Source organism: Paraburkholderia sp. UCT70, assembly GCF_050434085.1.
Taxonomy (GTDB): Bacteria; Pseudomonadota; Gammaproteobacteria; order Burkholderiales; family Burkholderiaceae; genus Paraburkholderia; species Paraburkholderia tuberum.
On record NZ_JBNPVZ010000004.1, the window covers coordinates 2017557 to 2042803 of the forward strand.

The 25247-nt window shown below is 67.3% G+C and carries 20 protein-coding genes; 8 read left to right on the forward strand and 12 right to left on the reverse strand.

Annotated features, from left to right (window positions below):
- The first annotated feature begins 2 nt into the window (after positions 1-2).
- The 5 genes from OKW41_RS34860 to iolB all read left to right on the forward strand — a co-directional run bounded on the left by OKW41_RS34860 (position 3) and on the right by iolB (position 6621).
- A complete protein-coding gene (locus OKW41_RS34860; RefSeq protein WP_429575422.1) occupies positions 3-809 on the forward strand; it encodes an ATP-binding cassette domain-containing protein in 807 nt (268 codons plus the stop codon).
- Positions 810-895: 86 nt separating this feature from the next.
- Complete coding sequence (locus OKW41_RS34865; protein ID WP_429575423.1) at positions 896-2920, forward strand: bifunctional 5-dehydro-2-deoxygluconokinase/5-dehydro-2-deoxyphosphogluconate aldolase; 2025 nt, start codon at positions 896-898, stop codon at positions 2918-2920.
- Positions 2917-4896, forward strand: coding sequence for a 3D-(3,5/4)-trihydroxycyclohexane-1,2-dione acylhydrolase (decyclizing) (iolD, locus tag OKW41_RS34870; RefSeq protein ID WP_429575424.1), 1980 nt, complete (start codon positions 2917-2919; stop codon positions 4894-4896). The genes OKW41_RS34865 and iolD overlap by 4 nt, the downstream gene beginning before the upstream one ends.
- A 19-nt stretch (positions 4897-4915) precedes the next feature.
- Entirely contained in the window at positions 4916-5824 is a 909-nt protein-coding gene (gene iolE, locus OKW41_RS34875) for a myo-inosose-2 dehydratase (RefSeq protein ID WP_429575425.1), read from the forward strand.
- Positions 5821-6621 (forward strand): 5-deoxy-glucuronate isomerase, encoded by an 801-nt coding sequence (gene iolB, locus OKW41_RS34880; RefSeq protein WP_429575426.1) that lies wholly within the window; start codon positions 5821-5823, stop codon positions 6619-6621. Before iolE ends, iolB begins: the two co-directional genes overlap by 4 nt.
- Before the next feature lie 22 nt (positions 6622-6643).
- Here iolB and OKW41_RS34885 read toward each other — a convergent pair whose 3' ends face one another.
- The 9 genes from OKW41_RS34885 to OKW41_RS34925 all read right to left on the reverse strand — a co-directional run bounded on the left by OKW41_RS34885 (position 6644) and on the right by OKW41_RS34925 (position 15360).
- Entirely contained in the window at positions 6644-7369 is a 726-nt protein-coding gene (locus OKW41_RS34885; RefSeq protein WP_429575427.1) for an ABC transporter ATP-binding protein, read from the reverse strand.
- Positions 7366-8166: an ABC transporter ATP-binding protein gene (locus OKW41_RS34890; protein WP_429575428.1), complete on the reverse strand. Its 801-nt coding sequence runs from the start codon at positions 8164-8166 to the stop codon at positions 7366-7368. Before OKW41_RS34890 ends, OKW41_RS34885 begins: the two co-directional genes overlap by 4 nt.
- Positions 8163-9524, reverse strand: coding sequence for a branched-chain amino acid ABC transporter permease (locus OKW41_RS34895; RefSeq protein WP_429575429.1), 1362 nt, complete (start codon positions 9522-9524; stop codon positions 8163-8165). Before OKW41_RS34895 ends, OKW41_RS34890 begins: the two co-directional genes overlap by 4 nt.
- Positions 9517-10455 (reverse strand): branched-chain amino acid ABC transporter permease, encoded by a 939-nt coding sequence (locus OKW41_RS34900; protein WP_429575430.1) that lies wholly within the window; start codon positions 10453-10455, stop codon positions 9517-9519. Before OKW41_RS34900 ends, OKW41_RS34895 begins: the two co-directional genes overlap by 8 nt.
- Before the next feature lie 4 nt (positions 10456-10459).
- Positions 10460-10909 (reverse strand): acyl-CoA thioesterase, encoded by a 450-nt coding sequence (locus OKW41_RS34905; RefSeq protein WP_184028416.1) that lies wholly within the window; start codon positions 10907-10909, stop codon positions 10460-10462.
- 28 nt (positions 10910-10937) lie between these two features.
- On the reverse strand, positions 10938-12086 hold the full coding sequence (locus OKW41_RS34910) for an iron-containing alcohol dehydrogenase (RefSeq protein ID WP_429575431.1): 1149 nt from the start codon (positions 12084-12086) through the stop codon (positions 10938-10940).
- 184 nt (positions 12087-12270) lie between these two features.
- A complete protein-coding gene (locus OKW41_RS34915; protein WP_429450911.1) occupies positions 12271-12801 on the reverse strand; it encodes an NUDIX domain-containing protein in 531 nt (176 codons plus the stop codon).
- Between the two features lie 126 nt (positions 12802-12927).
- Complete coding sequence (locus OKW41_RS34920) at positions 12928-13959, reverse strand: threonine aldolase family protein (protein WP_429450912.1); 1032 nt, start codon at positions 13957-13959, stop codon at positions 12928-12930.
- 87 nt (positions 13960-14046) lie between these two features.
- Positions 14047-15360, reverse strand: coding sequence for a YbfB/YjiJ family MFS transporter (locus OKW41_RS34925; protein WP_429575432.1), 1314 nt, complete (start codon positions 15358-15360; stop codon positions 14047-14049).
- A gap of 101 nt (positions 15361-15461) precedes the next feature.
- Between OKW41_RS34925 and OKW41_RS34930 the strand changes: the two genes are divergently transcribed.
- On the forward strand, positions 15462-16382 hold the full coding sequence (locus tag OKW41_RS34930) for a LysR family transcriptional regulator (protein WP_187610861.1): 921 nt from the start codon (positions 15462-15464) through the stop codon (positions 16380-16382).
- Between the two features lie 160 nt (positions 16383-16542).
- On the opposite strand, the gene alaS is transcribed toward OKW41_RS34930, so the two are convergent.
- Positions 16543-19167 (reverse strand): alanine--tRNA ligase, encoded by a 2625-nt coding sequence (alaS, locus tag OKW41_RS34935; RefSeq protein ID WP_429575433.1) that lies wholly within the window; start codon positions 19165-19167, stop codon positions 16543-16545.
- A gap of 265 nt (positions 19168-19432) precedes the next feature.
- On the opposite strand from alaS, the gene OKW41_RS34940 reads away from it, so the two are divergent.
- Complete coding sequence (locus OKW41_RS34940; RefSeq protein WP_429575434.1) at positions 19433-20653, forward strand: CaiB/BaiF CoA transferase family protein; 1221 nt, start codon at positions 19433-19435, stop codon at positions 20651-20653.
- Positions 20654-20671: 18 nt separating this feature from the next.
- On the opposite strand, the gene OKW41_RS34945 is transcribed toward OKW41_RS34940, so the two are convergent.
- Positions 20672-21232, reverse strand: a complete 561-nt coding sequence (locus tag OKW41_RS34945; RefSeq protein WP_429575435.1) for an RBBP9/YdeN family alpha/beta hydrolase — start codon at positions 21230-21232, stop codon at positions 20672-20674.
- A 55-nt stretch (positions 21233-21287) separates the two neighbouring features.
- Positions 21288-23084 (reverse strand): gamma-glutamyltransferase, encoded by a 1797-nt coding sequence (ggt, locus tag OKW41_RS34950; RefSeq protein WP_429575436.1) that lies wholly within the window; start codon positions 23082-23084, stop codon positions 21288-21290.
- 350 nt (positions 23085-23434) lie between these two features.
- On the opposite strand from ggt, the gene OKW41_RS34955 reads away from it, so the two are divergent.
- Complete coding sequence (locus OKW41_RS34955) at positions 23435-25144, forward strand: glutamine--tRNA ligase/YqeY domain fusion protein (RefSeq protein ID WP_429450920.1); 1710 nt, start codon at positions 23435-23437, stop codon at positions 25142-25144.
- Positions 25145-25247 lie beyond the last annotated feature (103 nt).

The following is a 25247-nucleotide window of genomic DNA, read 5'->3' on the forward strand; positions in this document are numbered from 1 at the left end:
CGATGAGCACCCCCGAACCGAACGCCGACGACATCATCTTGTCGCTCGAAGGTGTCAGCCGTTATTTCGGCAACATCATCGCGCTGAACGACATCACGCTGCGGCTCAAACGCGGCGAAGTGCATTGCCTGCTCGGCGACAACGGCGCCGGCAAGTCGACGCTGATCAAGACGCTCGCGGGCGTGTATCAGCCGAGCAAAGGCACCTACCGGGTGGACGACAAACCGGTGCACTTCACGTCGCCGAAAGACGCGCTCGATCTCGGCATCGCCACCGTCTACCAGGATCTGGCGCTGGTGCCGCTGCTATCGGTCGCACGCAATTTCTTCATGGGCCGCGAGCCGCAGAAAAAGCTGTTCGGCCTTCTGAACGTGATGGACCTCGAAACCTGCGCAACCACCGCGCGCGACAAGCTCGCCGAAATGGGCATCAACGTGCGCGACCCGCATCAGCCGATCGGCACGATGTCGGGCGGCGAGCGTCAATGTCTGGCGATTGCGCGTGCGATCCACTTCGGCGCGCGCGTGCTGATTCTCGACGAACCGACCGCCGCGCTCGGCGTCAAGCAGAGCTTCAACGTGCTGAAGCTGATCCACAAGGCGCGCGCCAAAGGCATCTCGGTGATCTTCATCACGCACAACGTGCACCACGCGTATCCGATCGGCGATTCGTTCACGCTGCTCAACCGCGGCCGCTCGCTCGGCACGTTCACCAAACAGACGATCAGCAAGGACGAAGTGCTCGACATGATGGCCGGCGGCGCCGAGATGCAGAAGATGATCGGCGAACTCGAAGGCGCGACGATCTGACCGATTCGCGCGGCACGTCCAGCCTCGGCGCGTTTCGCCCGGCTGGCCGACGCGCACCTACCGCGCACTGTTACTCAGGACTATTCATGGCTCACTCCAGCACCTCCAGCGGTAACGCAGCGGACAGCCGGTTCGCGCCGGGGCGCGCCCGCGACATCGTGTGCCTCGGCCGGCTGGCCGTCGATCTGTACGCGCAGCAGGTCGGCGCACGGCTCGAAGACGTGTCGAGCTTCGCGAAGTATCTCGGCGGCTCGTCAGCGAACATCGCGTTCGGCTGCGCGCGGCTCGGGCTTGCCGCAGCCATGCTGGCGCGCGTCGGCAACGATCACATGGGGCGCTTCCTGACGGAGACGCTCACGAAGGAAGGCTGCGACGTGAGTCACGTGCGCATCGATCACGATCGGCTGACCGCGCTCGTGCTGCTCGGCCTGAAGGACCGTGACACCTTTCCGCTGATCTTCTACCGCGAGAACTGCGCGGACATGGCGGTCGACGAGGCCGACTTCGACGAGGCGTTCATCGCGTCGTCGAAAGCGCTGCTGATCACCGGCACGCATTTCTCGACCGAGCAGGTCAATCGCACGAGCCGTCGCGCGCTCGACTACGCGCGCCGCAACGACGTGCGCACCGTGCTCGACATCGACTACCGCCCGGTGCTGTGGGGACTCACGGGCAAGGCCGACGGCGAGACGCGTTTCGTGGCGAGCGAAGGCGTCAGCGCGCATTTGCAGCGGATTCTGCCGCTGTTCGATCTGGTGATCGGCACCGAGGAAGAGTTTCGCATCGCCAGCGGCAAGACCGACCTCGCCGACGCGCTCGCGATGGTGCGCGCGGTGACGCCGGCCACGCTCGTGCTGAAACGCGGGCCGCTCGGCTGTCAGATCATCGACGGCGAGGTGCCTGCATCGCTCGACGATGCGCCGATTCATGGCGGCGTCGAAGTCGAAGTGCTGAACGTGCTCGGCGCGGGCGACGCGTTCGCTTCCGGCTTCCTGTCCGGCTGGCTGCGCGATCAGCCGCTCGACGCCTGCGCGCGCGCCGCGAATGCGAGCGGCGCGCTGGTCGTGTCTCGGCACGGCTGCGCCCCGGCGATGCCGACACCGGCCGAACTCGACTACTTCCTGCGCGAAGCGCAGGCCGATCCGCAACGCATGCGCCGCCCCGATCGCGATGCGAAGCTCGCAAGACTGCATCGCGTGTCGCCGGCGCGCAAAGCGTGGCAAGAGGTGCTCGGCTTCGCTTTCGATCATCGCAACCCGTTCTTCGAACTCGCGCAGCAGAGCGGTGCCGACGAAGCGCGCATTGCCCGGTTGAAGGGCCTGTTCGTCGAAGCGGTCGCGCAAACCGAACGTGCATTGAACTTGCAGGGACGCATCGGCGTACTGATCGACGACCGCTATGGTCAGGACGCGCTGAATGCCGCGACCGGTCGCGGCTGGTGGATCGGCCGCCCGGTCGAACTGCCCGGCTCCGTGCCGCTCGTGTTCGATCATGGTCGTTCGATCGGCACCACGTTGATCGCGTGGCCGCAGGAACACGTCGTGAAATGCCTCGTGCAGTTTCATCCCGACGAGCCGATCGAGCAGCGGCTCGAACAGGAGGCGCAACTGCGCGCGCTGTATGACGCGACCCAGGCAAGCGGCCACGAACTGCTGCTCGAAGTGATTCCTCCGAAGCATGCGTCGCTGCCGCAGGGACCGGACATCGTGTTTCGCGCGTTGAAGCGCCTGTACAACCTCGGCATCTACCCCGAGTGGTGGAAGCTCGAACCGATGGACGCCGCGCAATGGCAGGCCATCGACGCGTTGATCGCCGAGCGCGATCCGTATTGCCGTGGCGTCGTGCTGCTCGGTTTATCGGCGGCGGTCGAGCAGTTGAGCGAGGGCTTTCGCGCGGCCGCGCAAGCGGCGACGTGCCGCGGCTTCACGGTCGGCCGCACGATCTTTCACGAACCGAGCCATGCGTGGCTCGCCGGTGAAATTGGCGACGACGAACTGATCGCGCGCGTGCGCCTCACGTTCGAAACGCTGATCGCCGCGTGGCGCGGTGCGCGCGGCGAACCGGCGGCGCATGGCACACCTCATCACGCTCATCAGGAGCAGGCCGCATGAACGAGCGCATCATGGATGACGACACCCCATCCGCCAACGGCGCGACGCAGGCGCACGCGTCTGCGCGCACCGGCGGCACGATTCGCCTGACGATGGCGCAGTCGCTCGTGCGCTATCTGGCCGCGCAACGCGTCGCCAGCGAAGACGGCACCAACGTCGAACCGCTGTTCGGCGGCGTGTTCGCGATTTTCGGTCACGGCAACGTCGCGGGCATCGGCGAGGCGCTGTATCAGCATCGCGACGCGCTGCCGACCTTGCGCGCGCACAACGAGCAGGCGATGGCGCACAGTGCGATCGCCTACGCGAAGGCGCACTTTCGCCGCCGCATGATGGCCGTGACGACGTCGATCGGCCCAGGTGCCACCAATCTGCTGACCGCGGCCGCGCTCGCGCACGTGAACCGTTTGCCGGTGCTGCTGTTGCCCGGCGACATCTTCGTGTCGCGCGCGCCCGATCCGGTCTTGCAGCAGGTCGAGGATTTCAACGATGGCGGCGTGTCCGCGAATGACGCGTTCAAGCCGCTGTCGCGCTACTTCGACCGCATCGTGCATCCTGCGCAATTGCTGAGCGCGCTGCCGCGCGCGATCCGCGTGCTCACCGATGCCGCGTTGTGCGGCCCCGTCACGCTGGCGCTGCCGCAGGACGTGCAGGCGCAGGCGTGGGACTTCCCGGAGGACTTTTTCACGCCGCGTGTCGTGCGCTTTCATGCACCCGCGCCGCGTAGCGACGATATCGACGCCGCGTGCGCGCGCTTGCGGCACGCGAAGCGTCCGCTGATCGTCGCGGGCGGCGGCGTGCTGTACAGCCGCGCGGCCGATGCGCTGCACCGCTTCGCGAGCGCGCATGGCGTGCCGGTCGCGGAAACGCAGGCCGGCAAAAGCTCGCTCGCGTGGAACGATCCGCTGAATGCAGGCGCGCTCGGGGTGACCGGCTCAGCGGCTGCCAACGCGCTTGCGCATGACGCCGACTGCGTGCTCGCGCTCGGCACGCGGCTGCAGGACTTCACGACCGGCTCGAACACGCTGTTCACGCAAGCCGACGTGATCGCGATCAACGCGAACGGATTCGACGCGCTCAAGCATCGCGGCTTCGTCGTCGAAGCCGATGTGAAACTCGCGCTCGATGCGTTAACGGGGCCGCTGCAAGGCTGGCACGCCGAGCGCAGCTGGACCGCGCGCGCACACAAGCTCGCGGCGAGCTGGCGCGACACCGTGCAAACGCTCACCCATGCGCCGCAACGCGACGCGGTACTGCCCTACGAGGGCGACGTGATCGGCGCGGTGCAGCGTTCGAGCGCGCACTCGCCGACCGACGACATCGTCGTCTGCGCGGCCGGCACGCTGCCCGCCGATCTGCATAAGCTATGGCGCGCGGGCCGGCCCGGCGCGTATCACGTCGAATACGGCTATTCGTGCATGGGCTACGAGATCGCGGGCGGCCTCGGCGTCAAGCTCGCGCGGCCCGAGCGCGAGGTGATCGTGATTCTCGGCGACGGCAGCTATCTGATGATGAACAGCGAGATCGCGAGCTCGGTGATGCTCGGCGCGAAGCTGATCGTCGTCGTGCTCGACAATCGCGGCTTCGGCTGCATCAATCGACTGCAACAGGCTTGCGGTGGCGCACCGTTCAACAATCTGCTCGACGATTGCGTGCACGCACCGGAAGGCGCGCCGCGCATCGACTTCGCCGCGCATGCGCGCGCGCTCGGCGCGCAAGCCGAGCATGCGCGCAATCTCGCCGGGCTCGAAGCGGCACTGCAACGCGCGCGCGCGGCGCGAGGCACGTACGTGATCAGCATCGACACCGACCCGGCTCGCACCACCGAAGACGGTGGCTGGTGGTGGGAAGTCGCGGTGCCCGAAGTGTCGACGCGCACCGAGGTGCGCGACGCCCGCGCGAAGTACGACGCGCAGCTCGCCGCGCGCGCGGCGCCGCCCGCGACGCCTGCGCCGTCACAGGGCGCCGATCACGACTGAGAACCATGAGGACTCCGGCATGACTGCTTTCGACGTACGCATCGGCATCAACCCGCTGTCGTGGATGAACGACGACCTGCCGTCGCTCGGCGGCGAGACGCCGCTCGAAGTCGCGCTGACCGAGGGTCGCCAGATCGGCTATCAGGGCTTCGAACTCGGCAACAAGTTTCCTCGCGAGCCGCAAGCGCTGAAAACGCTGCTCGCGCAATACGGCCTCGCGCTCGTGTCCGGCTGGTACTCGGGACAATTGGCCAGGCGCAGCGTAGCCGAAGAAATCGACGCGGTCGGCCCGCATCTGGAGTTGCTCGCGCAGAACGGCGCGACCGTGATGGTGTATGGTGAAGTCGCCGATTCGATCCAGGGCGCGCCGCGCCCGCTGTATCAACGGCCGCGCTTTTTCAGCGACAGGCAATGGGCCGGCTACGCGGCACGCGTCGATGAATTCGCGCGTTATACGCTGAGTCGCGGCGTGCGGCTCGCCTATCATCATCATATGGGCGCGTACGTCGAAACGCCTGCCGACGTCGATCAGTTGATGGCGCGCACAAGCGACGCGGTCGGCCTGCTGTTCGACGCCGGACACATCACGTTGGCGGGCGGCGATCCGTTGGCCGTGCTCGACCAACACATCGCGCGCGTTTGCCACGTGCACTGCAAGGACGTGCGCCCCGCCGTGATGAAGCTCGCACGCAATCGCAACTGGAGTTTTCTCGATGCGGTGATCGCCGGTGCGTTCACGGTGCCCGGCGACGGCGCGGTCGATTTTCCGGCGCTGATCGACCGGTTGAAGCGGCACGGTTATTGCGGCTGGCTCGTCGTCGAGGCGGAGCAGGACCCGGTGGTCGCGCCGCCGTTCGACTATGCGCAGAAGGGATATGGAACTTTGCGGGCGCTCGTCGATGCGCCGCTCGGCAAGGAGGCAGCATGAGCTTATTAGTGAAGGCAGAGCGCGAAGGCCAGACGATCGCGCGCGTGACGCCGCAGTCGGCCTGCTGGCGCTATGTGGGATTCGCCGCGTACCGGCTCGGCGCGAACGAACTCGTCTACGTGTTCGAGCCGGCGCGTGAAGCTTGCATCGTCGTGCTGAGCGGCGCGGTCGATATCGAAACGCGGGATACGACGTGGAGCTCGCTCGGTTCACGCGACAGCGTGTTCGAAGACGCGGCGCCGTACGCGGTGTATGTGCCGCCGAAGGTGCGCGCGACGGTGCGCGCATGCCGCGACGCGGAGATCGGTGTCGCGAGCGCGCCGGCCAAGGGCGAGTATCCGGCGCGGCTGATCGAGCCAGCGTCGATGAAGCGCTCGACGCGTGGTAAGTCGCTGAATACGCGTTACGTGTGCGACATCCTTCCGCACACCGAGCCGGCGGAATCTCTGCTGGTGGTCGAAGTGAGAACGCCGGGCGGTCACGCGTCGAGCTACCCGCCGCACAAGCACGACACCGACAATATCCCGCTCGAAAGCTCGCTCGAAGAAACCTATTACCACCGGCTCGATCCGCCGCAAGGCTTCGCATTCCAACGCGTGTACACCGACTCACGCGATATCGACGAATCGATGGCCGTCGAGGATCACGACGTCGTGATGGTGCCGCGCGGCTATCACCCGGTCATCGTGCCGTACGGCTACGACTCGTATTATCTGAACGTGATGGCGGGCAGCCAGCGGGTCTGGCATTTCCATAACGATCCGGCGCACGAATGGATCATCAACAAGGATGCTTGACTAACTAGTCCGTAGTCGCGCGTCAGCCAACCCCGAGCCATTCGCGCGTCACGTCGTCGCGCGACATAAACGACGCCAGCGCGCCGTCGAACACGATCTCGCCGTGCCCCATCACCGCGACGCGGCACGCGATGTCCCGCGCGATCACGAGCCGCTGCTCGATCAGCAACATCGCGACGCCACGCTCGCGCAGCGCGTGCAGACAGGCGGCGACCTGCTGCATCACGAGACTCGCGAGCCCTTCGCCGGGCTCGTCGATCAACAGCAGATCGGGATCTCCGAGCAGCGCCCGCGCGAGTGCGAGCATCTGTTGCTCGCCGCCCGACAGCGCGCCGGCGCGCGTGCGCTTGCGCCCGGCGAGCACCGGGAACAGCGCGTACGCGTCGTCGAGCGTGAAGCGCGCCGCGCGGCCGCGCGCACGCGATGCGGCAGCCGGCGCAATGCCGAGCAGCAGGTTTTCATGCACGCTCAGCGCGGCGAACACGTCGCGATGCTCGGCCACATAGCCGAGCCCGAGCCGCGCGATCTCGAACGTGCGCCGACCGGCGAGCGAACGCCCCGCGAAACGCAGTTCGCCCTCGCAGCGCACGAGGCCCATGATCGCGCGTGCGAGCGTCGAGCGGCCCGAGCCGTTGCGGCCGACCAGCGCGACCACTTCGCCGGGCTCGATGCTCAGCGTGACGCCGTGCAGCGCCTGGCTCGCGCCGTACCACGCATTCAGGTCGCAAATGTCGAGCAGCGCGCTCATCGGCCTGCTCCGTGGTCCGGTTCATCACCCGCCCGCGCGCCTGAGCCGACGTCGAAGCGTTCGCCCAGATACGCGGCCCGGACCGCCGCGTCCGCGCGAATCGCGGCCGGCGATCCACTTGCGATGATGCGCCCTTGCACCAGCACCGAAATGCGATCGGCGATCGCGAACACCACATCCATATCGTGCTCGACCATCAGCAGCGTGCGGCCGGCGGTGGTGTCGCGGATCAGCTCGATCGCGCGTGCCGCTTCCGCGCGGTTCATGCCCGCCGTCGGTTCGTCGAGCATCAGCGTGTGCGCGCCGCCCGCGAGCGCGATGCCGAGGTCGAGCGCGCGCTGCTCCGCGTAGCTGAGCGTGCCGGCCGCGACGTCGCGGCGCGCGCCGAGGCCGACCGCGTCGAGCACGTCGGCGGCGCGCGCATCGACCGCGGCCGTGCCGGTCAGACGCTGCCACCAGCGCGTGCGATCGCGCTCGGCAAGCTGCGCCGCGCAGCGCAGGTTGTCAAACACGGACAGCCGTGCGAACACGCTGGTGCTCTGAAAGCTGCGCGCGAGGCCACGGCGCGCGATCGCGGCCGGCGCGAGCCGCGTGATGTCCGCGCCGAACAGGTGGATACGCCCCGCGCTCGGCCGCGCGCCGCCCCCGATCAGGTTGAACAGCGTGGACTTGCCCGCGCCGTTCGGGCCGATCAGCGCGTGCCGCTCGCCTGGCTCGATCGCGAGATCGACGCCGCGCAGAATTTGCGTCGAGCCGAAACGCTTTTCGATGCCGTGGAGCGCGAGTGCGGGGATCATCGTGCGGCTCCGGGGAATCGTGCCGCGCGTGCATGGGCCGTGACGCGCGCATGCGCGCGCAGCGCATGGCGCGTGGTCAGCGCAGCCAGAGCGGCGAGCGCAACGAGCGCCAGCGCAAGAGGAAGCGGCGAGGCGGCAAGCGGCGACAGCGGCGGCGCGAGGGTGACATCGGTACCCGCGCCAGCGCCCGCACCTGCACCGGCGCCGAACAATGCGCCGAACAACACACCTGAAACCGCACCTTCGTCCGCGCCGAACTGCGCCGCATAGGCCCACTGCACCGCGAACACGATGGCCGCGAGCCACAGCAACCCCGCCGCCGCGCTCCACAAATACGCGGCGCGGCAACGTCGCCAGCCGTTGGCGGCAATCCGCGCCGTCTGCCGCGAGGCAAAGCCGGCGAGCCCATCCGGCGCGGCCAGCACGACGACGACGAAGAACAGCCCGAGATAGAACAGCCACGCCCGCGTGACACTGGCGACCACCACGCTGAAAAACGTCAGCACGATCGCCCCCGCGACCGGCCCGAAGAACGCCGCCGTGCCGCCGATCACGGTCGCGATCAGCACCGCGCCCGAGCGCATCATGCCGACGCTCTCAGTCGATACGAGCTCGATATTGATCAGCCCGAGCGTGCCCGAGATGCCCGCGAAAAACGCCGACAGCACGATCACGCCATAGCGAACCCGCCGCGGATAGCAGCCGATCGCCGCCGCGCGCGCCGGGTTGTCGCGCACAGCGTTCGCGAGCCGCATGAACGGTGTGCGCGACAGCGCGAACAGCGCGACACTGGCGACGACGCTCCACAGCGCGATCAGCGCATAGGCCTCGCGCGCCGGACCGAAGCTCCAGCCGACGAAGAGTGGCCCGCTCGCGCGATCGATCGCGACGCCCGCCTCGCCGCCGAACCAGCCCGGCAGCGTCCACGCGGCCGCGACGACGAGCTCGCCGAGACCGAGCGTGATCATCGCGAATGCGGTGCCGGCACGGCGCGTCGCGATGAAGCCGAACAGCACGCCGCACAGCGCGCCGCCGATGCCGCCGACCAACGGCAGCAGCACGAGCGGCATGCCGCCCGCGTTGAACACCCGCGCGGCGATCAACGCGCCGAGCCCCGCATAAGCGGCGTGCCCGAACGACAGCAGCCCGGTCCCGCCGAGCAGCAGGTTGTACGACAGCGCGAACACGATCATCGTCGCGCTTTGCGCGAGATAGCCGAGCAGCCAGCTGTGCGGCCAGATGAAAGGCGGTACGGCCAGAAAGGCGACGAGCGCGAGCCACGGCGCGAGCGCACGGCCGCCCCCGCGAGGCGGCACCTCGCTTTCCAGCGCGTTTGACGACCCGCTCCGCTTACGCATGATCGTCACGCCGTCCGAACAGCCCGCGCGGCCTCGTCGCCAGCAACGCGACGAGCAGCAGGTACGGCAGCAGCGGCGCCAGTTGCGCGAGCGTCAGCGCGTCCCATTCGGGCGGCAGCACGGCGCCGGCGAGCGACACCACATCGCCCAACGACAGATCGCTCGCGACCGCCAGCGTTTGCAGGCACCCCACCAGCAGCGACGCGACGAGCGCCCCGCTCAGCGACCCGAGCCCGCCGATCACGACCACGACGAACACGATCGAGCCGAGCGACTCCGCCATCGCCGGCTCGATGACGAACAGCGGCGCGCCGATCACGCCGGCCAGCGCGGCGAGCGCGGTGCCGGCCGCGAACACGCCGGTGAACACGCGCGGCACGTCGTGCCCGAGCGCTTCGACGGCCTGCGCATGCGTGAGCGCGGCGCGCACGATCAAGCCCGTCTTCGACACGCGCAGCATCGCGACGAGCGCCGCGAGCATCGCGAGCGACACCGCCATCATGAACGCGCGGTAGCGCGTGAAGACCGCGCCGTACAGCGAGAACAGCGGACCGTCGAGCACCGCCGGAATCCTCGCCGACAGCGGACCGAGCCCCCAGCCGAGCTTGACGAGTTCGCCGAGCAGATAGGCGGCGCCGAACGTCAGCAGCAGTTCGGGCAGATGCCCGTGCCCGCGCACGCGCCGCAGCAGCCAGCGTTCGAGCGCCGCGCCGAGCAGACCGACGAGGAGCGGCGCAACCACCAGCGCGCTCCAGAAGCCGGCGCGCGCCGCCACCGAAAAGCCGACGTACGCGCCGAGCATATAGAAGCTCGCATGCGCAAAGTTGAGCACGCCGAGCATGCTGAAGATCAGCGTCAGCCCGGCCGACAGCATGAACAGCAACAGCCCGTAGCTCAGGCCGTTGAGCAGAGTGATGATGAACGACTGCACGCGTCTAGTCCGCCGGCCCGACGACGCACAACGGTTCGAGCGCCGCGCGCAGCTCGGCGGGCAGGTTCACGGGACGACGCGTCGCGCGATCCACGTAGACGTGCACGAAGTGTCCTTGCGCGGCGGGCTCGGCGTCGCCGTCGCGAAATAGCCCCACCTCGTAGCGCACGCTCGACGTGCCGAGCCGCGCGACGCGCAAGCCCGCGTCGATGCGATCGGGAAACACGAGCGGCGCGAAGTAGTTGCACTGCGTCTCGACGACCAGCCCGATCGTCGTGCCGTGTTCGAAATCGAGTACGCGCGCGCGGATCAGATACTCGTTCACGACGGTGTCGAAATAGCTGTAGTAGACCACGTTGTTCACGTGGCCGTAGACGTCGTTGTCCATCCAGCGCGTGGTGATCGGCAGGAAGTGCGGATACGCGGCGCGGCCGGCGGGGGCGGGTTTGTTCATCGGACGTGGCGGTTGGTGGATGCGAGGATCACAGCGACTCGGTCAGCATGCGGCGATAGTCCTCGGCGCTCGCCTCGCGCGGATTCGTGCGATGACAATGGTCGACCAGCGCGCCCTGCACGACCTTGTCGAACATGCTTTCGTCGACGCCCATCTGCCTGAGGCCGGTCGGCAGTCCAAGCCGCGCCGTCATGTCGAACAGCGCCTGCGCGAGATCCGCATGCTCGGGCACCCCCATCACGCGACGCATGCGCGCATAGCGACGCTCGGCCACCACGCTCGGCGCGCGCTCGTTGAAGCGCAGCACCGCGGGCAGCACGACCGCGTTCAGCGTGCCGTGATGCAGCGACGTGCGGCCGTTCACCTTCAGGCCGCCCAGCGGATGCGACAGCGAGTGCACACAGCCGAGGCCCTTCTGGAACGCCATCCCGCCCTGCATCGACGCGCTCATCATGTTCAGGCGCGCCTCGCGATCGCGGCCGTCCGCGCACGCGCGCTCGATGTTGTGCCACGCGCGTTCGAGGCCGTCGAGCGCGATACCGTCGGCGGGCGGATTGAAGGCCGGCGCGAGGAAGGTCTCGACGCAATGCGCGATCGCGTCCATGCCGGTCGCGGCGGTCAGCCCCGGCGGCAGGCCGAGCGTGAGACCGGGATCGCACAGCGCCGATTTCGGCAGCAGATTCCACGAGTGAAAGCCGAGCTTGCGGCCGTCGTTCAGAATCACGATCGCGCCGCGCGCGACTTCGCTGCCAGTGCCGGCCGTGGTCGGAATCGCGATCAGCGGCGCGACGGCGTCGGTGATCTTCGCGCTGCCGCCTTCGATCGTCGCGTACTGCGTGAGCGGCCCCGGATGCGTGGCCGCGATCGCGACGCCCTTCGCGAGATCGATCGACGAACCGCCGCCCACCGCGATCAGCCCGTCACAGCGCTCGTCGCGATACACCTGGGCGGCCGCGAGCACCATTTCCTCGGTCGGGTTCGACGGCGTGTCGTCGAACAGCGGCACGTCGCCGAGCTTCAGCGCGTCGAGTGCCTGCCGCGCGATGCCGGCCGCGACGACGCCCTTGTCGCTTATCACCAGAGGCCGCTCGATGCCGATGCGCGCGCACTCGGACGACAGTTGCGACAGTGCGTCGTAGCCCAGATGAATATGGGTCAGGTAGTAGATGTAGGCCATGCCGTTTTCTCCCTGAGCGTGCGCTCATTGACCGCCGATTGACGTGGATGATCGGTTCGGTGATGCGTCGATGGATGTGTCGAGTCGTGTGGTGTCGCGTGCGTTGTGGGCTGTCTCCATGTTGGCTGTGATTTCTGCGTCGTCTGTGTGCTGGCTAATGTTGCGGCTCGATGGGCCGAACGCCTCACTGCCCCGGCCGCTCGACGAATTCGAACGGCAACCCGCGTCGCCGCATCCATTCGCCGAGCGCCTGGCCGGTGCCCGCGCGCCACGGCCGCAGCTTCGCGGGCTCGACGAGCCGGTATTCGAGCAGCTCGGGCGACAGCGCGATCGTCCCATGCGCCTTCACGTGATACGCGATGATCAGCTCGTTCTTGCGGATGAATTCGTACACGCCGATCAGCTCGACCGACTCGGCGTGCAGCGACGTCTCCTCCATCACTTCGCGCGCGATGCCCTGCTCCGGCGTCTCGCCGTTTTCGAGGAAGCCGGTGATCAGCGCGAACATGCCCTCGGGCCACGCGGCATTGCGCGCAAGCAGGATCTTGCCCTCGTACTCGACGATCGCCGCGACGACCGGCAGCGGGTTATTCCAATGGACGTAGCCGCACTCGGTATCGGGACAGCTCTGACGGACGCGGCCGCCCTCGTGGTCGGGGTCGGCGCGTTCGGTCAGGGGCTTCGCGCAGCGGGGACAGAATCGGTACTCGGTCATGGCGGGGGACGTCTCTTTGTTTCGTGTTTTTTAGCGGGGCGTAGTTGGGTGGCTTCGCGAGTGTGCCGAGTGGTGCATCCAGGCGCCGGTGGTAACTCGGGTTCCAGCAACCTCACGCGTCTTCCATCACGCGACGCACAGCTCACGCACGTCGGCGGCGAAACGCTCGACCGTGTCGGGCTGCGTGTCCCATGCGCACATCAGCCGGCAACCGCCCGCGCCGATGAACTCGTAGAACTTCCAGCCGCGCGCGCGCATCGCCTTCGCGGCACGCGGCGGCAACTGCGCGAACACCGCGTTCGATTCGCTCGCAAACATGATGCTCACGCCGGGGATTTCCTGCAACCGCGTCTCCAGCAGACGCGCCATCGCGTTCGCGTGACGCGCATTGCGCAGCCATACGTCGTTGTCGAGCAGGCCGAGCCACGGCGCGGAGATGAAGCGCATCTTCGATGCGAGCTGTCCCGCCTGCTTCAACCGATAGGCGAAATCGTCGGCGAGCGCGCGGTCGAAGAACACCACCGCCTCGCCGACCGGCAAGCCGTTCTTGGTGCCGCCGAAACACAGCACGTCGACGCCCGCGCGCCACGTAATCTCCGACGGATGCACGTCGAGCGCGGCGGCCGCGTTCGCGAAGCGCGCGCCGTCCATGTGCACCTTCAGATGACGACGCTTCGCGATCGCCGCGATGGCGCGCACTTCCTCGACGCTGTAGACGGTGCCGACCTCGGTCGACTGCGTCAGCGTGACGACCTTGGGCTTCGGATAGTGGATATCGGCGCGCCGCGTGACGATGGACTCGATCGCATCGGGCGTCAGCTTGCCGGCGATGCCCGGCGCCGTCAGCAGTTTCGAGCCGCCCGAAAAGAACTCGGGACCGCCGCACTCGTCGGTCTCGATGTGCGCGAGTTCGTGGCAAATCACCGAGTGGTACGACTGGCACAGCGACGCGAGCGCGAGCGAATTGGCCGCCGTGCCGTTGAACACGAAGAACACCTCGCAATCGGTCTGAAACAGGTCGCGCAGACGGTCGCAGACCTGGTTGGTCCAGGAGTCGTCGCCGTAGGCCGGCTCGTGGCCGCTGTTGTTGGCGGCGATCAGCGCGTCGAGCGCTTCGGGACAGATGCCGGCGTAGTTGTCGGACGCGAAATGTTGCATGGTCGAGCGACGCGCCCGGCGACAGGCGCGAGGGAATGACGGAAAGCGGTCATTTTAGTGCGCTCGTGCGAGATTTGTTTTCGCGTCTTAGCTGCAACCGCAATCCGGCATGCGGCCACGGCGCGGGCCTCCCGGCACGCGCGTCACTGCGATCAGGCCCGCCGCCCCCGCCAGCAGCGCGCCTGCGGCGAGCCACAGCGCCAGCGAAAACGACCCCGTGTGCTCGGCAATCGGCGCGGCCACCAACGGACCTGCGATCTGACCGATGCCATAGGCCGCCGTCGCATAACCCATCAGCCCGGCCGCGTCGTCGCCGCGCAGACGCCGCGCCTCGCGCATCGCGAATAGCGTGATCGCGGTGAACGGCAGGCCGATCAGGATGCTGCCGAGCGAGAACCCGGCCGCCGTCGGCCACACGATGCCCAGCGCGATGCCGAGCGCCTGCAGCACATACGCGCCCGCGAGCAGCGCGCGGTTGTCCCAATGCACGGGCAAACGCGCGGCGAGCAACGCGCCGACGATCAGCGCCGCACCGAACATCGGCCAGAACAGGTCCGGCCACGCCGAGCCCGGCAACGCGTGGCGCGCGATGACCGGCAAAAAGGTCGCGGTGATGATGTAGCCGAAGCCCGGTATGCCGTAGAGCAGGACCAGCCAGAACGCGTCGGCGCGGTGGACGGCATGGCTCGTCTGAATGCCGGCCGTACGAGGCGGCTGGTTTGCGCTGGCGCGCGATCCGGTGGCGGGCTTTGCGGTTGCGGAGCTTGCAGCGGCAGGCTTCGCTGTTCCCGCACGCCGCGCTTCGCCAAACACCGGCCACACCAGCACCGACAGCACCGCGCCGATCACCGCAAAGCCGATCCACCCGACCACCGCGCCATAGCCACCCGCGACGCTGACCAGCAAGCCGGTGCCGACGATGCCCACGCCCGGCCCCGTATAGATGACGCCGCTCCACGCCTGCGCGCCGAGTTCGGCGAGCCGCCGCAAGCCCCACTGCGACGCGAACACGAAGGTCCATGCGCTGACCGCGCCGGCGACGAAGCGCACCAGCGCCCACGCCCAGAACTGGCCGGTGACGCCCATCGCGAGCGTCAGCAGCACGGTCGCGGCGAGTCCGACGCGCACCATGCGCGCGGGCTCGACCCGCAGCGCCGCGCACGTCATCGCGCCGGCGAAATAGCCGGCGTAATTGAACGACGCGAGCCAGCCGCCATGCTGGATATCGATCTGCGGCTGGCCGAGCGCGGCGCCGTGCAGCATCAGCGGCAGCAGCGGCGTGAATGCGAAGCGCCCGATACCGAGCGCGACGGCCAGCGTGACCATGCAGGCGAGCGCCGCGCGCCGGGCGGCGTGCGGCTCGTGGAAGCGCGGGTACGCGTGGGAAGCGAGATCGTTCATGGTCGGACGGTCAATCGGCGATGGTGTGAATCCATGTTAGCTTGACCTTTTGATCACGAAAAGTGAATAATTAGGATGTTATTCATCGCTAGGAGAGAATCATGGATCTGGCCGCTCTGACCATTTTTCGCGCGGTCGTGCGCGAAAACGGCGTGACGCGCGCCGCGGCGAAGCTCAATCGCGTGCAATCGAACGTGACCACGCGCATCAAGCAGCTCGAGGAGCAGCTCGGCACCGAGCTGTTCATCCGCGACGGCCGCCGCCTCGTGCTGACGCCGGCCGGCGAGACGCTGCTGCCCTACGCGGAACGGCTGCTCGCGCTCGCCGACGAGGCGCGGCACGCGGTGCGCGAGGATCGTCCGAGCGGGCGTCTGCGTCTCGGCACGATGGAAAGCGTCGCGGCGACGCGTCTGCCGGGCCTGCTCGCGCAATATCACCAGCAATGGCCGGCCGTCGAACTGGAATTGGAGACCGGCACGACCGGCAGGCTGATCGAGCGGGTGCGCGAGTTCGAGGTCGATGCGGCGCTGGTCGCGACGCCGCTAGATCCGGCCACGCTCGGCGATCTGTTCGAGACCGTGCCGATCTTCCGCGAGGAACTCGTGATGCTGACGCCGCGCGGTCATCGGCCGATCCGCGAAGTGCGCGACATCGCGCTATCGACGCTGATCGCGTTCGAGCGAGGCTGCGCTTATCGCGCGTATATCGAGAAGTGGTATCTGGAGCACGGCACGCGGCCGCAACGGGTGCTGGAGCTCGGCTCGTATCACGCGATCGTCGCGTGCGTGGCGGCCGGCGCGGGCGTCGCGGTCGCGCCGCGCTCAGTGCTCGATCTGCAGACCGACACGAGCAATATCGCGGTGCACGAATTGCCCGATATCGGCATGATCGACACGCTGCTGGTGTGGCGACGCGGGCATTTTTCGTCGGCGCTCAATGCGCTGCGACGCACGCTGGTGGCGTCGCAGGAAGGGACGGCCGAGGTGGATGCGGTGGCTTCCGCGGATGCGAATGTGGTCTGATCGTTGAATCCGCCCCGCCGACCAGGTTCGACGCAACCCGGTCGGCTTCAGCAAAAGCGAAGGGGCCACGCAACGCGCCGATCCTGCTGGCGCACCGCGTGGCCCCTTCGTCGAACCCGGCTCGACTTCGCGTCGAGCCGGACTCAGCCGACCATCAGAATCAAAGCTGCCCTTCGACCCAGCCCTTGACGCCCGCGAGCGCCGCCGGCAGGTTGGCCGGCTCGGTACCGCCGGCCTGCGCCATGTCCGGACGGCCGCCGCCCTTGCCGCCCACCTGCTGGGCCACGAAGTTGACCAGTTCGCCCGCCTTGACCTTCTTGCTGGCGTCGGCGGTCACACCCGCGATCAAGCTGACCTTGCCGCCTTCGACCGACGCGAGCACGATCGCCGCGCTCTTCAGCTTGTCCTTGAGCTTGTCGACCGTTTCGCGCAGCGTCTTCACGTCCGCGCCTTCGAGCGTCGCCGCGAGCACATGCACGCCGCCGATTTCGATCGCCTGGCCCGCGAGTTCGTCGCCCTGGCTCGACGCCATCTTCGACTTCAGCGCGCCCAGTTCCTTCTCGAGCGCCTTCACCTGGTCTTGCACCTGGCCGATGCGCTGCGTGAGTTCCGCCGGTTGTGCCTTCAGCACGGCCGCGGCCGCGTTGACGCGCGCTTCGAGCTCCTGCACGTAGCGCACCGCGTTGTCGCCTGTGATCGCTTCGACGCGACGGATACCGGCCGCGACGCCGCCTTCCATCACGATCTTGAAGAAACCGATGTCGCCCGAGCGATTCACGTGCGTACCGCCGCACAGCTCACGCGAGAAGCCGAGGTCGAGCACGCGCACTTCGTCGCCGTACTTTTCGCCGAACAGCGCCATTGCGCCGCCCTTCACCGCCTCGTCGTACGACATCACACGCACGATGCCGGGCGCGTTCGCCAGCACTTCGGCGTTGACGATTTCCTCGACGCGGCGGATCTGCTCGTCCGTCATCGGCCCGTTGTGGGCGAAGTCGAAGCGGGTCTTGTCGGCGTCGACGAGCGAGCCCTTCTGCTGCACGTGCGAACCGAGCACTTCGCGCAACGCCTTGTGCATCAGGTGCGTGGCCGAGTGGTTGCGCGCCGTGCGGGCGCGGCGCACCGCGTCGATTTCGGCCTTGACGATGTCGCCGAGCTTCAGCGTGCCCTGCTCGAGCGTGCCGTGGTGGCCGACCACGTCGGCCTGAACCTTCAGCGTATCGACGACCGCAAAGCGCGTGCTGGCGTTCGCGAGCACCCCCTGGTCGCCGACCTGCCCGCCCGACTCCGCGTAGAACGGCGTGTGATCGAGCACGACGACCGCCTGCTGGCCGGCCTGCGCCTCCTGCACCGACGCGCCATCGACATACAGCGCGACGACCTTGGCGTCGTCGAAGACGATTTCTTCGTAGCCGTGGAAGGTGGTCTTCGCGCCCGAGTATTCGAGACCCTGCGCCATCTTGAACTTGCCCGCCGCGCGAGCCTGCTCGCGCTGACGCGACATCGCGTCGTCGAACGCGGGTTCGTCGACCGTCACTTCGCGCTCGCGGCAGACGTCCGCGGTCAGGTCGAGCGGGAAGCCGTAGGTGTCGTGCAGCTTGAACGCGAGTTCGCCGTCGAGCGTCTTGCCACCCCTGGCGTCGAGATCGGCCAATGCGGCCTCGAGAATCGACATGCCGTGCTCGATCGTCTCGAAGAAGCGCTCTTCTTCCTGACGCAGCACGTCGGTAACGCGCTGCTCGGCCTGCGCCAGTTCCGGATAGGCTTCGCCCATCTGCGCGACCAGGTCGGCCACGAGGCGATGGAAGAACGAACCCTTCTTGCCGAGTTTGTAGCCGTGGCGGATCGCGCGGCGCACGATACGGCGCAGCACGTAGCCGCGGCCTTCGTTGCCCGGAATCACGCCGTCGACGATCAGGAATGAGCACGCGCGGATGTGATCCGCGATCACCTTCAGCGAATTGTTGCCCAGATCGGTCACGCCGGTTTCGCGGCCAGCGGCTTGAATGAGCGCCTGGAACAGGTCGATCTCGTAGTTGCTGTGCACGTGCTGCAGCACGGCCGCGATACGCTCGAGGCCCATGCCGGTGTCCACGCATTGCTTGGGCAGCGGCGTCATGTTGCCCTGCGCGTCGCGGTTGAACTGCATGAACACGAGGTTCCAGATTTCGATGTAGCGGTCGCCGTCTTCCTCGGGCGATCCCGGCGGGCCGCCCCACACGTCCGGGCCGTGGTCGTAGAAGATTTCCGAGCACGGGCCGCACGGGCCGGTGTCGGCCATCTGCCAGAAGTTGTCCGATGCGTAGCGCGCGCCCTTGTTGTCGCCGATGCGGATGATGCGCTCGACCGGCACGCCCACTTCCTTCGCCCAGATGTCGTGCGCTTCGTCGTCTTCCTGGTAGACGGTGACCCAGAGCTTGTCTTTTGGCAGCTGGTAGACGCCGGTCAGCAGTTCCCACGCGTAGTGGATCGCGTCGCGCTTGAAGTAGTCGCCGAACGAGAAGTTGCCGAGCATCTCGAAGAACGTGTGGTGACGCGCGGTGTAGCCGACGTTCTCGAGGTCGTTGTGCTTGCCGCCGGCGCGCACGCTGCGCTGCGCGGTCGTGGCTCGCGAATACGGACGCGATTCCGCGCCGAGGAACACATCTTTGAACTGCACCATCCCCGAATTGGTGAAGAGCAGTGTCGGGTCGTTGCCAGGCACGAGGCTCGACGAACGGACGATCGTATGGCCCTTCGATTCGAAGAACTTGAGGAATTTCTCGCGGATTTCAGCGGCTTTCATAGCGGGCGGGGGACGGTCCTGACGGTTCCTGACGGTCGGTGGGATGCGCCAACTGTCTGTTTCTTTAAGCGACTGATTATACGGGATCGGCAAGCGCGCGGCCTGGTTGGCGCTCGCGTGTCCGATCGTCCGATCCGCGCCATGACGTTCGGCTGACTGCGCCCGCGAGCGCGAATCGCTTAAGATGACTTCCACGAAACTTCGCGCGAAATAACGCATGGCAGCTCGCCGCGCGGCCTGCAACCATCAGGAGACATTCAAAAACATGGGCGCTCTCAGTCACATCCGCGTGCTGGACCTCACCCGCGTGCTCGCCGGTCCGTGGTGCGCGCAGACGCTCGCCGATTTCGGCGCCGACGTCATCAAGATCGAACGCCCCGAGGTCGGCGACGACACGCGCCACTGGGGGCCTCCCTATCTGAAAACGCCGGACGGCGCGGACACGCGCGAGGCCGCCTACTATCTCGCGGCGAACCGCAACAAGCGCTCGGTCACGCTCGACATCGCGTCCCCCGAGGGTCAGCGGATCGTGCGCGAACTGGCCGCGCAAAGCGACGTCGTGCTCGAGAACTACAAGGTCGGCCAGTTGAAGAAGTACGGCCTCGACTATGACTCGCTCAAAGAGGTCAAGCCCGACCTGATCTACTGCTCGGTGACGGGCTTCGGGCAGACCGGCCCGTATGCGCAACGCGCCGGTTACGACTTCATCGTGCAGGGGATCGGCGGCTTCATGAGCATCACCGGCGAGCGCGACGGTCAGCCGGGCGGCGGCCCGCAGAAGGCCGGCGTCGCGATCGCCGACCTGATGACCGGCATGTACTCGACGATCGCGGTGCTGACCGCGCTCACGCACCGCGACCGCACGGGCGTTGGCCAATACATCGACATGGCGCTGCTCGACGTGCAGGTCGCGATGCTCGCCAACATGAACTCGAACTACCTCGCGAGCGGCCAGCCGCCGGCGCGCTGGGGCAATGCGCATCCGAACATCGTGCCCTACCAGACCTTCCAGACCAGCGATGGCTGGATCATCGTCGCGGTCGGCAACGACGGACAGTTCCGCAAGTTCGTCGAAGTGGGCGGCCGCCCGGAACTCGCCGACGACGAGCGTTTCGCAACCAACCCCGCGCGCGTGCGCAACCGCGAACTGCTCGTGCCGATGCTCGCGGACATGGTCCGCCGGCAGGGCAAGCAGCAATGGATCGCGGCGCTCGAAGCGGCCGGCGTGCCGTGCGGGCCGATCAACAACCTCGACGAAGTGTTCGACAACGAGCAGGTGGTCGCGCGCGGTCTGCAGGTCGATCTGCCGCATCCGTCGGGCGGCACGGTCAAGCTCGTGCGCAATCCGATCACCATGACCGGCACGCCGCCGCAGGCGCTGAGCCATCCGCCGCTGCTTGGCGAGCATACCGAGCGGGTGCTGAGCGACGTGCTCGGATACGACGCGCAGACGATTGCCGAGTTGAAGCGCAAAGCGGTGATCTGATCGAGGAGGCGGCGAGACTCAGCGCATCGCCGTTAGCGAAGCCAGCCAGCCCCGCCCCTCGTCCCAATCGTCGAGACCGCTGTCGGCGTTGATGTGGCCGCGCGCGCCGATCCCGATCCAGCGGCTGCCCCACGCGTTCGCGCAGGTTTGTGAAAACGCCACGCCGCCATAAGGATCGTCGCTGCTCGCCACCACGATCGTCGCAAACGGCAGGCGGGTGAGCGGCACCGGCGCAAAGCCGCCCGCGTCCCTCGGGAAGTGCGCTTCGTCCGGATCGGGCACGGCGACCAGCAGCGCGCCGGCCACCTTCGCAAGCTGCGCCGCGCTTGCGTACTGCGAGGCCCAGAACGCCGTGGTCAGACAGGCGAGGCTGTGAGCGGCGAACACGATCGGCGCGTCCACGGCGTCAAGCGCGGCGGCCAGCGTGCGGCACCAGGCGTCGCGCGAAGGGTGGTCCCAGTCCGGCATCTGCACGCGGACGAACGCGGGATCGAGCGCTTCCCAGCGCGTTTGCCAGTGGCCTGGGCCGGAGTCCAGATAGCCCGGCAGAACGAGTGTGGTTGGTTGGTGTTCGGTCATCGTGCTTCCCCGTTTTCGGCTTATCGCCCACTCGCGGGATAGCGCGGCGGGCCGTCTACCGTATCACGCGTGCCACGCCACCACCACGGGGATCGCTCGCGGGCTCGGGTGTCGTGCCGTCCACGCGGATCATCTGCACGTCGCCGTTGAACGACTGCTGCTCGACCGTAAAGCCGAGCGCCTTCAATTGCGTGGCGAGCTCATCCGGCGCGGGACGGTACGGCTCGAAGTAGATCGTCTTTTGCGGCAGCAGCTGATGATGGAAACGCATCGCGGCGAGCGCGTCCGTCGGTGACATGTCGAAGTCGTACAGATTCGTCATCACCTGGAAGATCGTCGTCAGGATGCGAGAGCCGCCGGGCGTGCCGATCGCTAGCGCGATCTTGCCGTCCTTCAGCAGCAGCGTGGGCGTCATCGACGAAATCGGGCGGCGGCCTGGCGCGATCGCATCCGGCTCGGCATCGGCGGCGCCGGGTGTCGACGCCGCGCCCGTCGCGCCAGCGACGGCTGGCTTGATCACGAAATCGTCCATCGCATCGTTCAGCAGGAACCCGCCGCCGTCCACCACGACGCCCGAGCCGAAATCGCCGTTCAGCGTGTAGGTGTTCGACACCGCGTTGCCCCATTTGTCGACCACCGAGAAATGCGTGGTTTGCGTCTTCTCCGTCGCCGCGCCGCCGTCGACACCGGGTTTCACCGTCGCGGCGGCCGGCGCTTCGTCGGCTTTGACTTCGGCCGCGCGCTGCGCGAGGTAGGCGTCGTCGATCAGCTTCGCGACCGGCACCGGCGATGCGTCCGGGTCGCCGATATGGCGCTGCCGGTCCGCGAACACGCGATCCTCGATCTGCGCGATCAGATGGATGTACGGCGCTGAATTCAACGCAAGGCCGTCGAACGCTGGCTGCAGATCGGCCCGCATCTTCAGCATCTGGATCAGCCCGAGGCCGCCCGAGCTCGGCGGCGGCGCGGTGATCACGCGGTAGCCGTGCCAGTCGGCCGCGAGCGGCTCGCGCCACAGAGCCTTGTACTGGCTCAGATCCTGGCTCGTGATCAGGCCGTGGCCGTACATCTGCGCGGCGATCATTTGAGCGGTGCGGCCCTCGTAAAACTCGCGGCCGCCGTCGCTCGCGATCCGCCCCAGCGTCTGCGCGAGTTCCGGTTGGCGCAGCATCGCGCCCGCCTTCAGGTTCGCGAAGTAGGCGTCGAAATTGGTCTTGCCGGCGAAACTCTTCACGGCCGCGTCGCGTCGCTGCTGCAGCCGCGGGTCGACCTGGAAGCCGTCGGTCGCGTAATGGATCGCGGGCGCGAGCACCTGCTTCCATTTGAGCTTGCCGAAGCGCCGCTGCGCTTCCCACATGCCATCGACAGTGCCCGGCACGGCCGCCGCGCGATGCCCGACCATGCTAATGCCCGGCGCCACGTTGCCCTTGTCGTCGAGGTACATGTCGCGGGTCGCCTGCTGCGGCGCGCGCTCGCGATAGTCGAGAAAATACGGCTTGCCGTCGACCAGCAGCGTCATGAAACCGCCGCCGCCGAGGTTGCCCGCATCGGGCCGCGTGACGGCGAGCGTGAAGGCCATCGCAACCGCGGCATCGACCGCGTTGCCGCCTGCGGCGAAGATCTGCTGCGCGGTGTCAGCGCTGTAGCTATCCGGCGCGGCGACTGCCGACGCATCGAGCGCCGGCTTCGGCGCCGGTGTTTTCGCGGCGGCGGACAGCGGCGCGGCCACGTTCACGGCAAGCGCGGCAAGCCAGGCCGAAGCGAGCGCACGACGGTTACGGCAAGAAAATCGGGCGCTAGCCAAAGCGCGGGCAAAGGGCGCGCGAAACGCGCCGTGCGTCGGGACAAACATCCGAGAAAACTCCGGCAACGAGGCGAGCATGGCGCACGAGCAGCGCAGCCTCGTGCAGGAAGATGAAGGACAGCGTGGACGGCTCGGGCAAGCCCGCCCCGCGCGAAGGCCCAGCACAGGCGCGCGGGCCGCGCGCAGCAGCGCATCCTAAGTCGGCGCGTCGCGCGTCGCCAACCCGTTTTACCTCCTGTTACAGCCCCGCGCGCCGGCTTCCCTGACTCCGGCAGCCGCGCCAAACCCACTCCGCCGTTGGCTGCGCGCCGCAACCACCTGCCGCGAACGGGCTCGTCAGGTAGAATTGACGGCTACACGGGCGCATTGCGCGCCCCCACGGACTCTCATCTTCTCGCATGAATACCGAACGCAACGACGCGCCCGCGGCATCCAATTTCATCCGCAACATCATCGACGACGACAACCGCACCGGCAAATGGAACCAGCGTGTCGAAACGCGCTTCCCGCCGGAGCCGAACGGCTATCTGCACATCGGTCACGCAAAGAGCATCTGCCTGAACTTCGGCATCGCGCGCAGCTACGGCGGCGTGTGCCATCTGCGCTTCGACGACACCAATCCGGAAAAGGAAAGCGTCGAGTACGTCGAGTCGATCATCGACTCGGTGCGTTGGCTCGGCTTCGAATGGGAAAAGGACCGCACCGAGCATCTGTACTTCGCGAGCGACTACTACGACAAGCTGTACGAGTTCGCCGAGCTGCTGATCCAGCGCGGCCGCGCGTACGTGGATAGCCAGTCGGCCGAGGAAATCCGCGCGAACCGCGGCTCGGCCACCGAAGTCGGCACGCCGTCGCGCTTCCGCGAGCGTTCGGTCGCGGAAAACCTCGACCTGTTCCGCCGCATGAAGGCGGGCGAGTTCAAGGAAGGCGAGCACGTGCTGCGCGCGAAGATCGACATGTCGTCGCCGAACTTCAACATGCGCGACCCGGTCATCTACCGCATCCGCTTCGCGCATCACTACCGTACCGGCGACGCCTGGTGCGTGTACCCGATGTACGACTACACGCACTGCATCTCGGACGCGCTCGAAAACATCACGCATTCGCTGTGCACGCTCGAGTTCGAAGATCACCGCCCACTGTACGACTGGATCCTGAACGAACTCGCCGAGGCCGGTGTCTTCGGGCGTCCGCTGCCGCAGCAAATCGAGTTTTCGCGCCTGAACCTGACCTATGCGATCACCAGCAAGCGCAAGCTGCTGCAACTCGTCAACGAAGGCCATGTGGAAGGCTGGGACGACCCACGCATGCCGACCATCGTCGGCTTGCGCCGGCGTGGCTTCACGCCCGAGTCGATCCAGCTGTTCTGCGAGCGCATCGGCGTGACCAAGGTCGACTCGTGGATCGACATGAGCGTGTTCGAAGGCGCGCTGCGCGACGATCTCGACGAGAAGGCGCCGCGCATTGCCGCCGTGCTCGATCCGGTCAAGCTGATCATCGACAACTTCCCCGAACGCCTCACCGAGCCGTGCCACGCACCGGTGCATCCGCATCATCCGGAACAGGGCCTGCGCGAGTTTCCGATTTCGCGCGAGTTGTGGATCGAGCGCGAGGACTTCACGGAGACGCCGCCGAAGGGCTACTTCCGCCTGTTCCCGGGCAACAAGGTGCGGCTGCGCTACGGCTACGTGATCGAATGCACGCACGCGGACAAGGACGAGAACGGCAATATCGTCGCGGTCCACTGCAACTACTTCCCGGACAGCAAATCGGGCACCGAAGGCGCGAACAATTACAAGGTCAAGGGCAATATCCACTGGGTCAGCGCGGCGGCCGCGTGCCCGGCCGAAGTGCGCATCTACGACCGGCTGTTCAAGGAACCGCAACCGGACGCCGGCGGCCGCGACTTCCTCGAAGCGCTGAATCCGGACTCGAAGCGCGTGGTCCAGGCCTACCTCGAAACCGGCGCGCGCCATGCGCTGCCGGAGCAGCGCTATCAGTTCGAGCGCCACGGCTACTTCGTCGCCGACCGCGTCGATTCGAAGCCGGGTAAGCCCGTATTCAACCGCATCGTCAGTCTGCGCGACAGTTGGGGCAAGCCGGCCTGAGACCGCGCCAGCGAGGGCCCGGCGTTGCGGGCCCATCCGGGTTGCCGGATGTTTCGATCGACACTCACTGCGCGCTCGCCTGAGCGCGCCGGTCCGGGAGGTC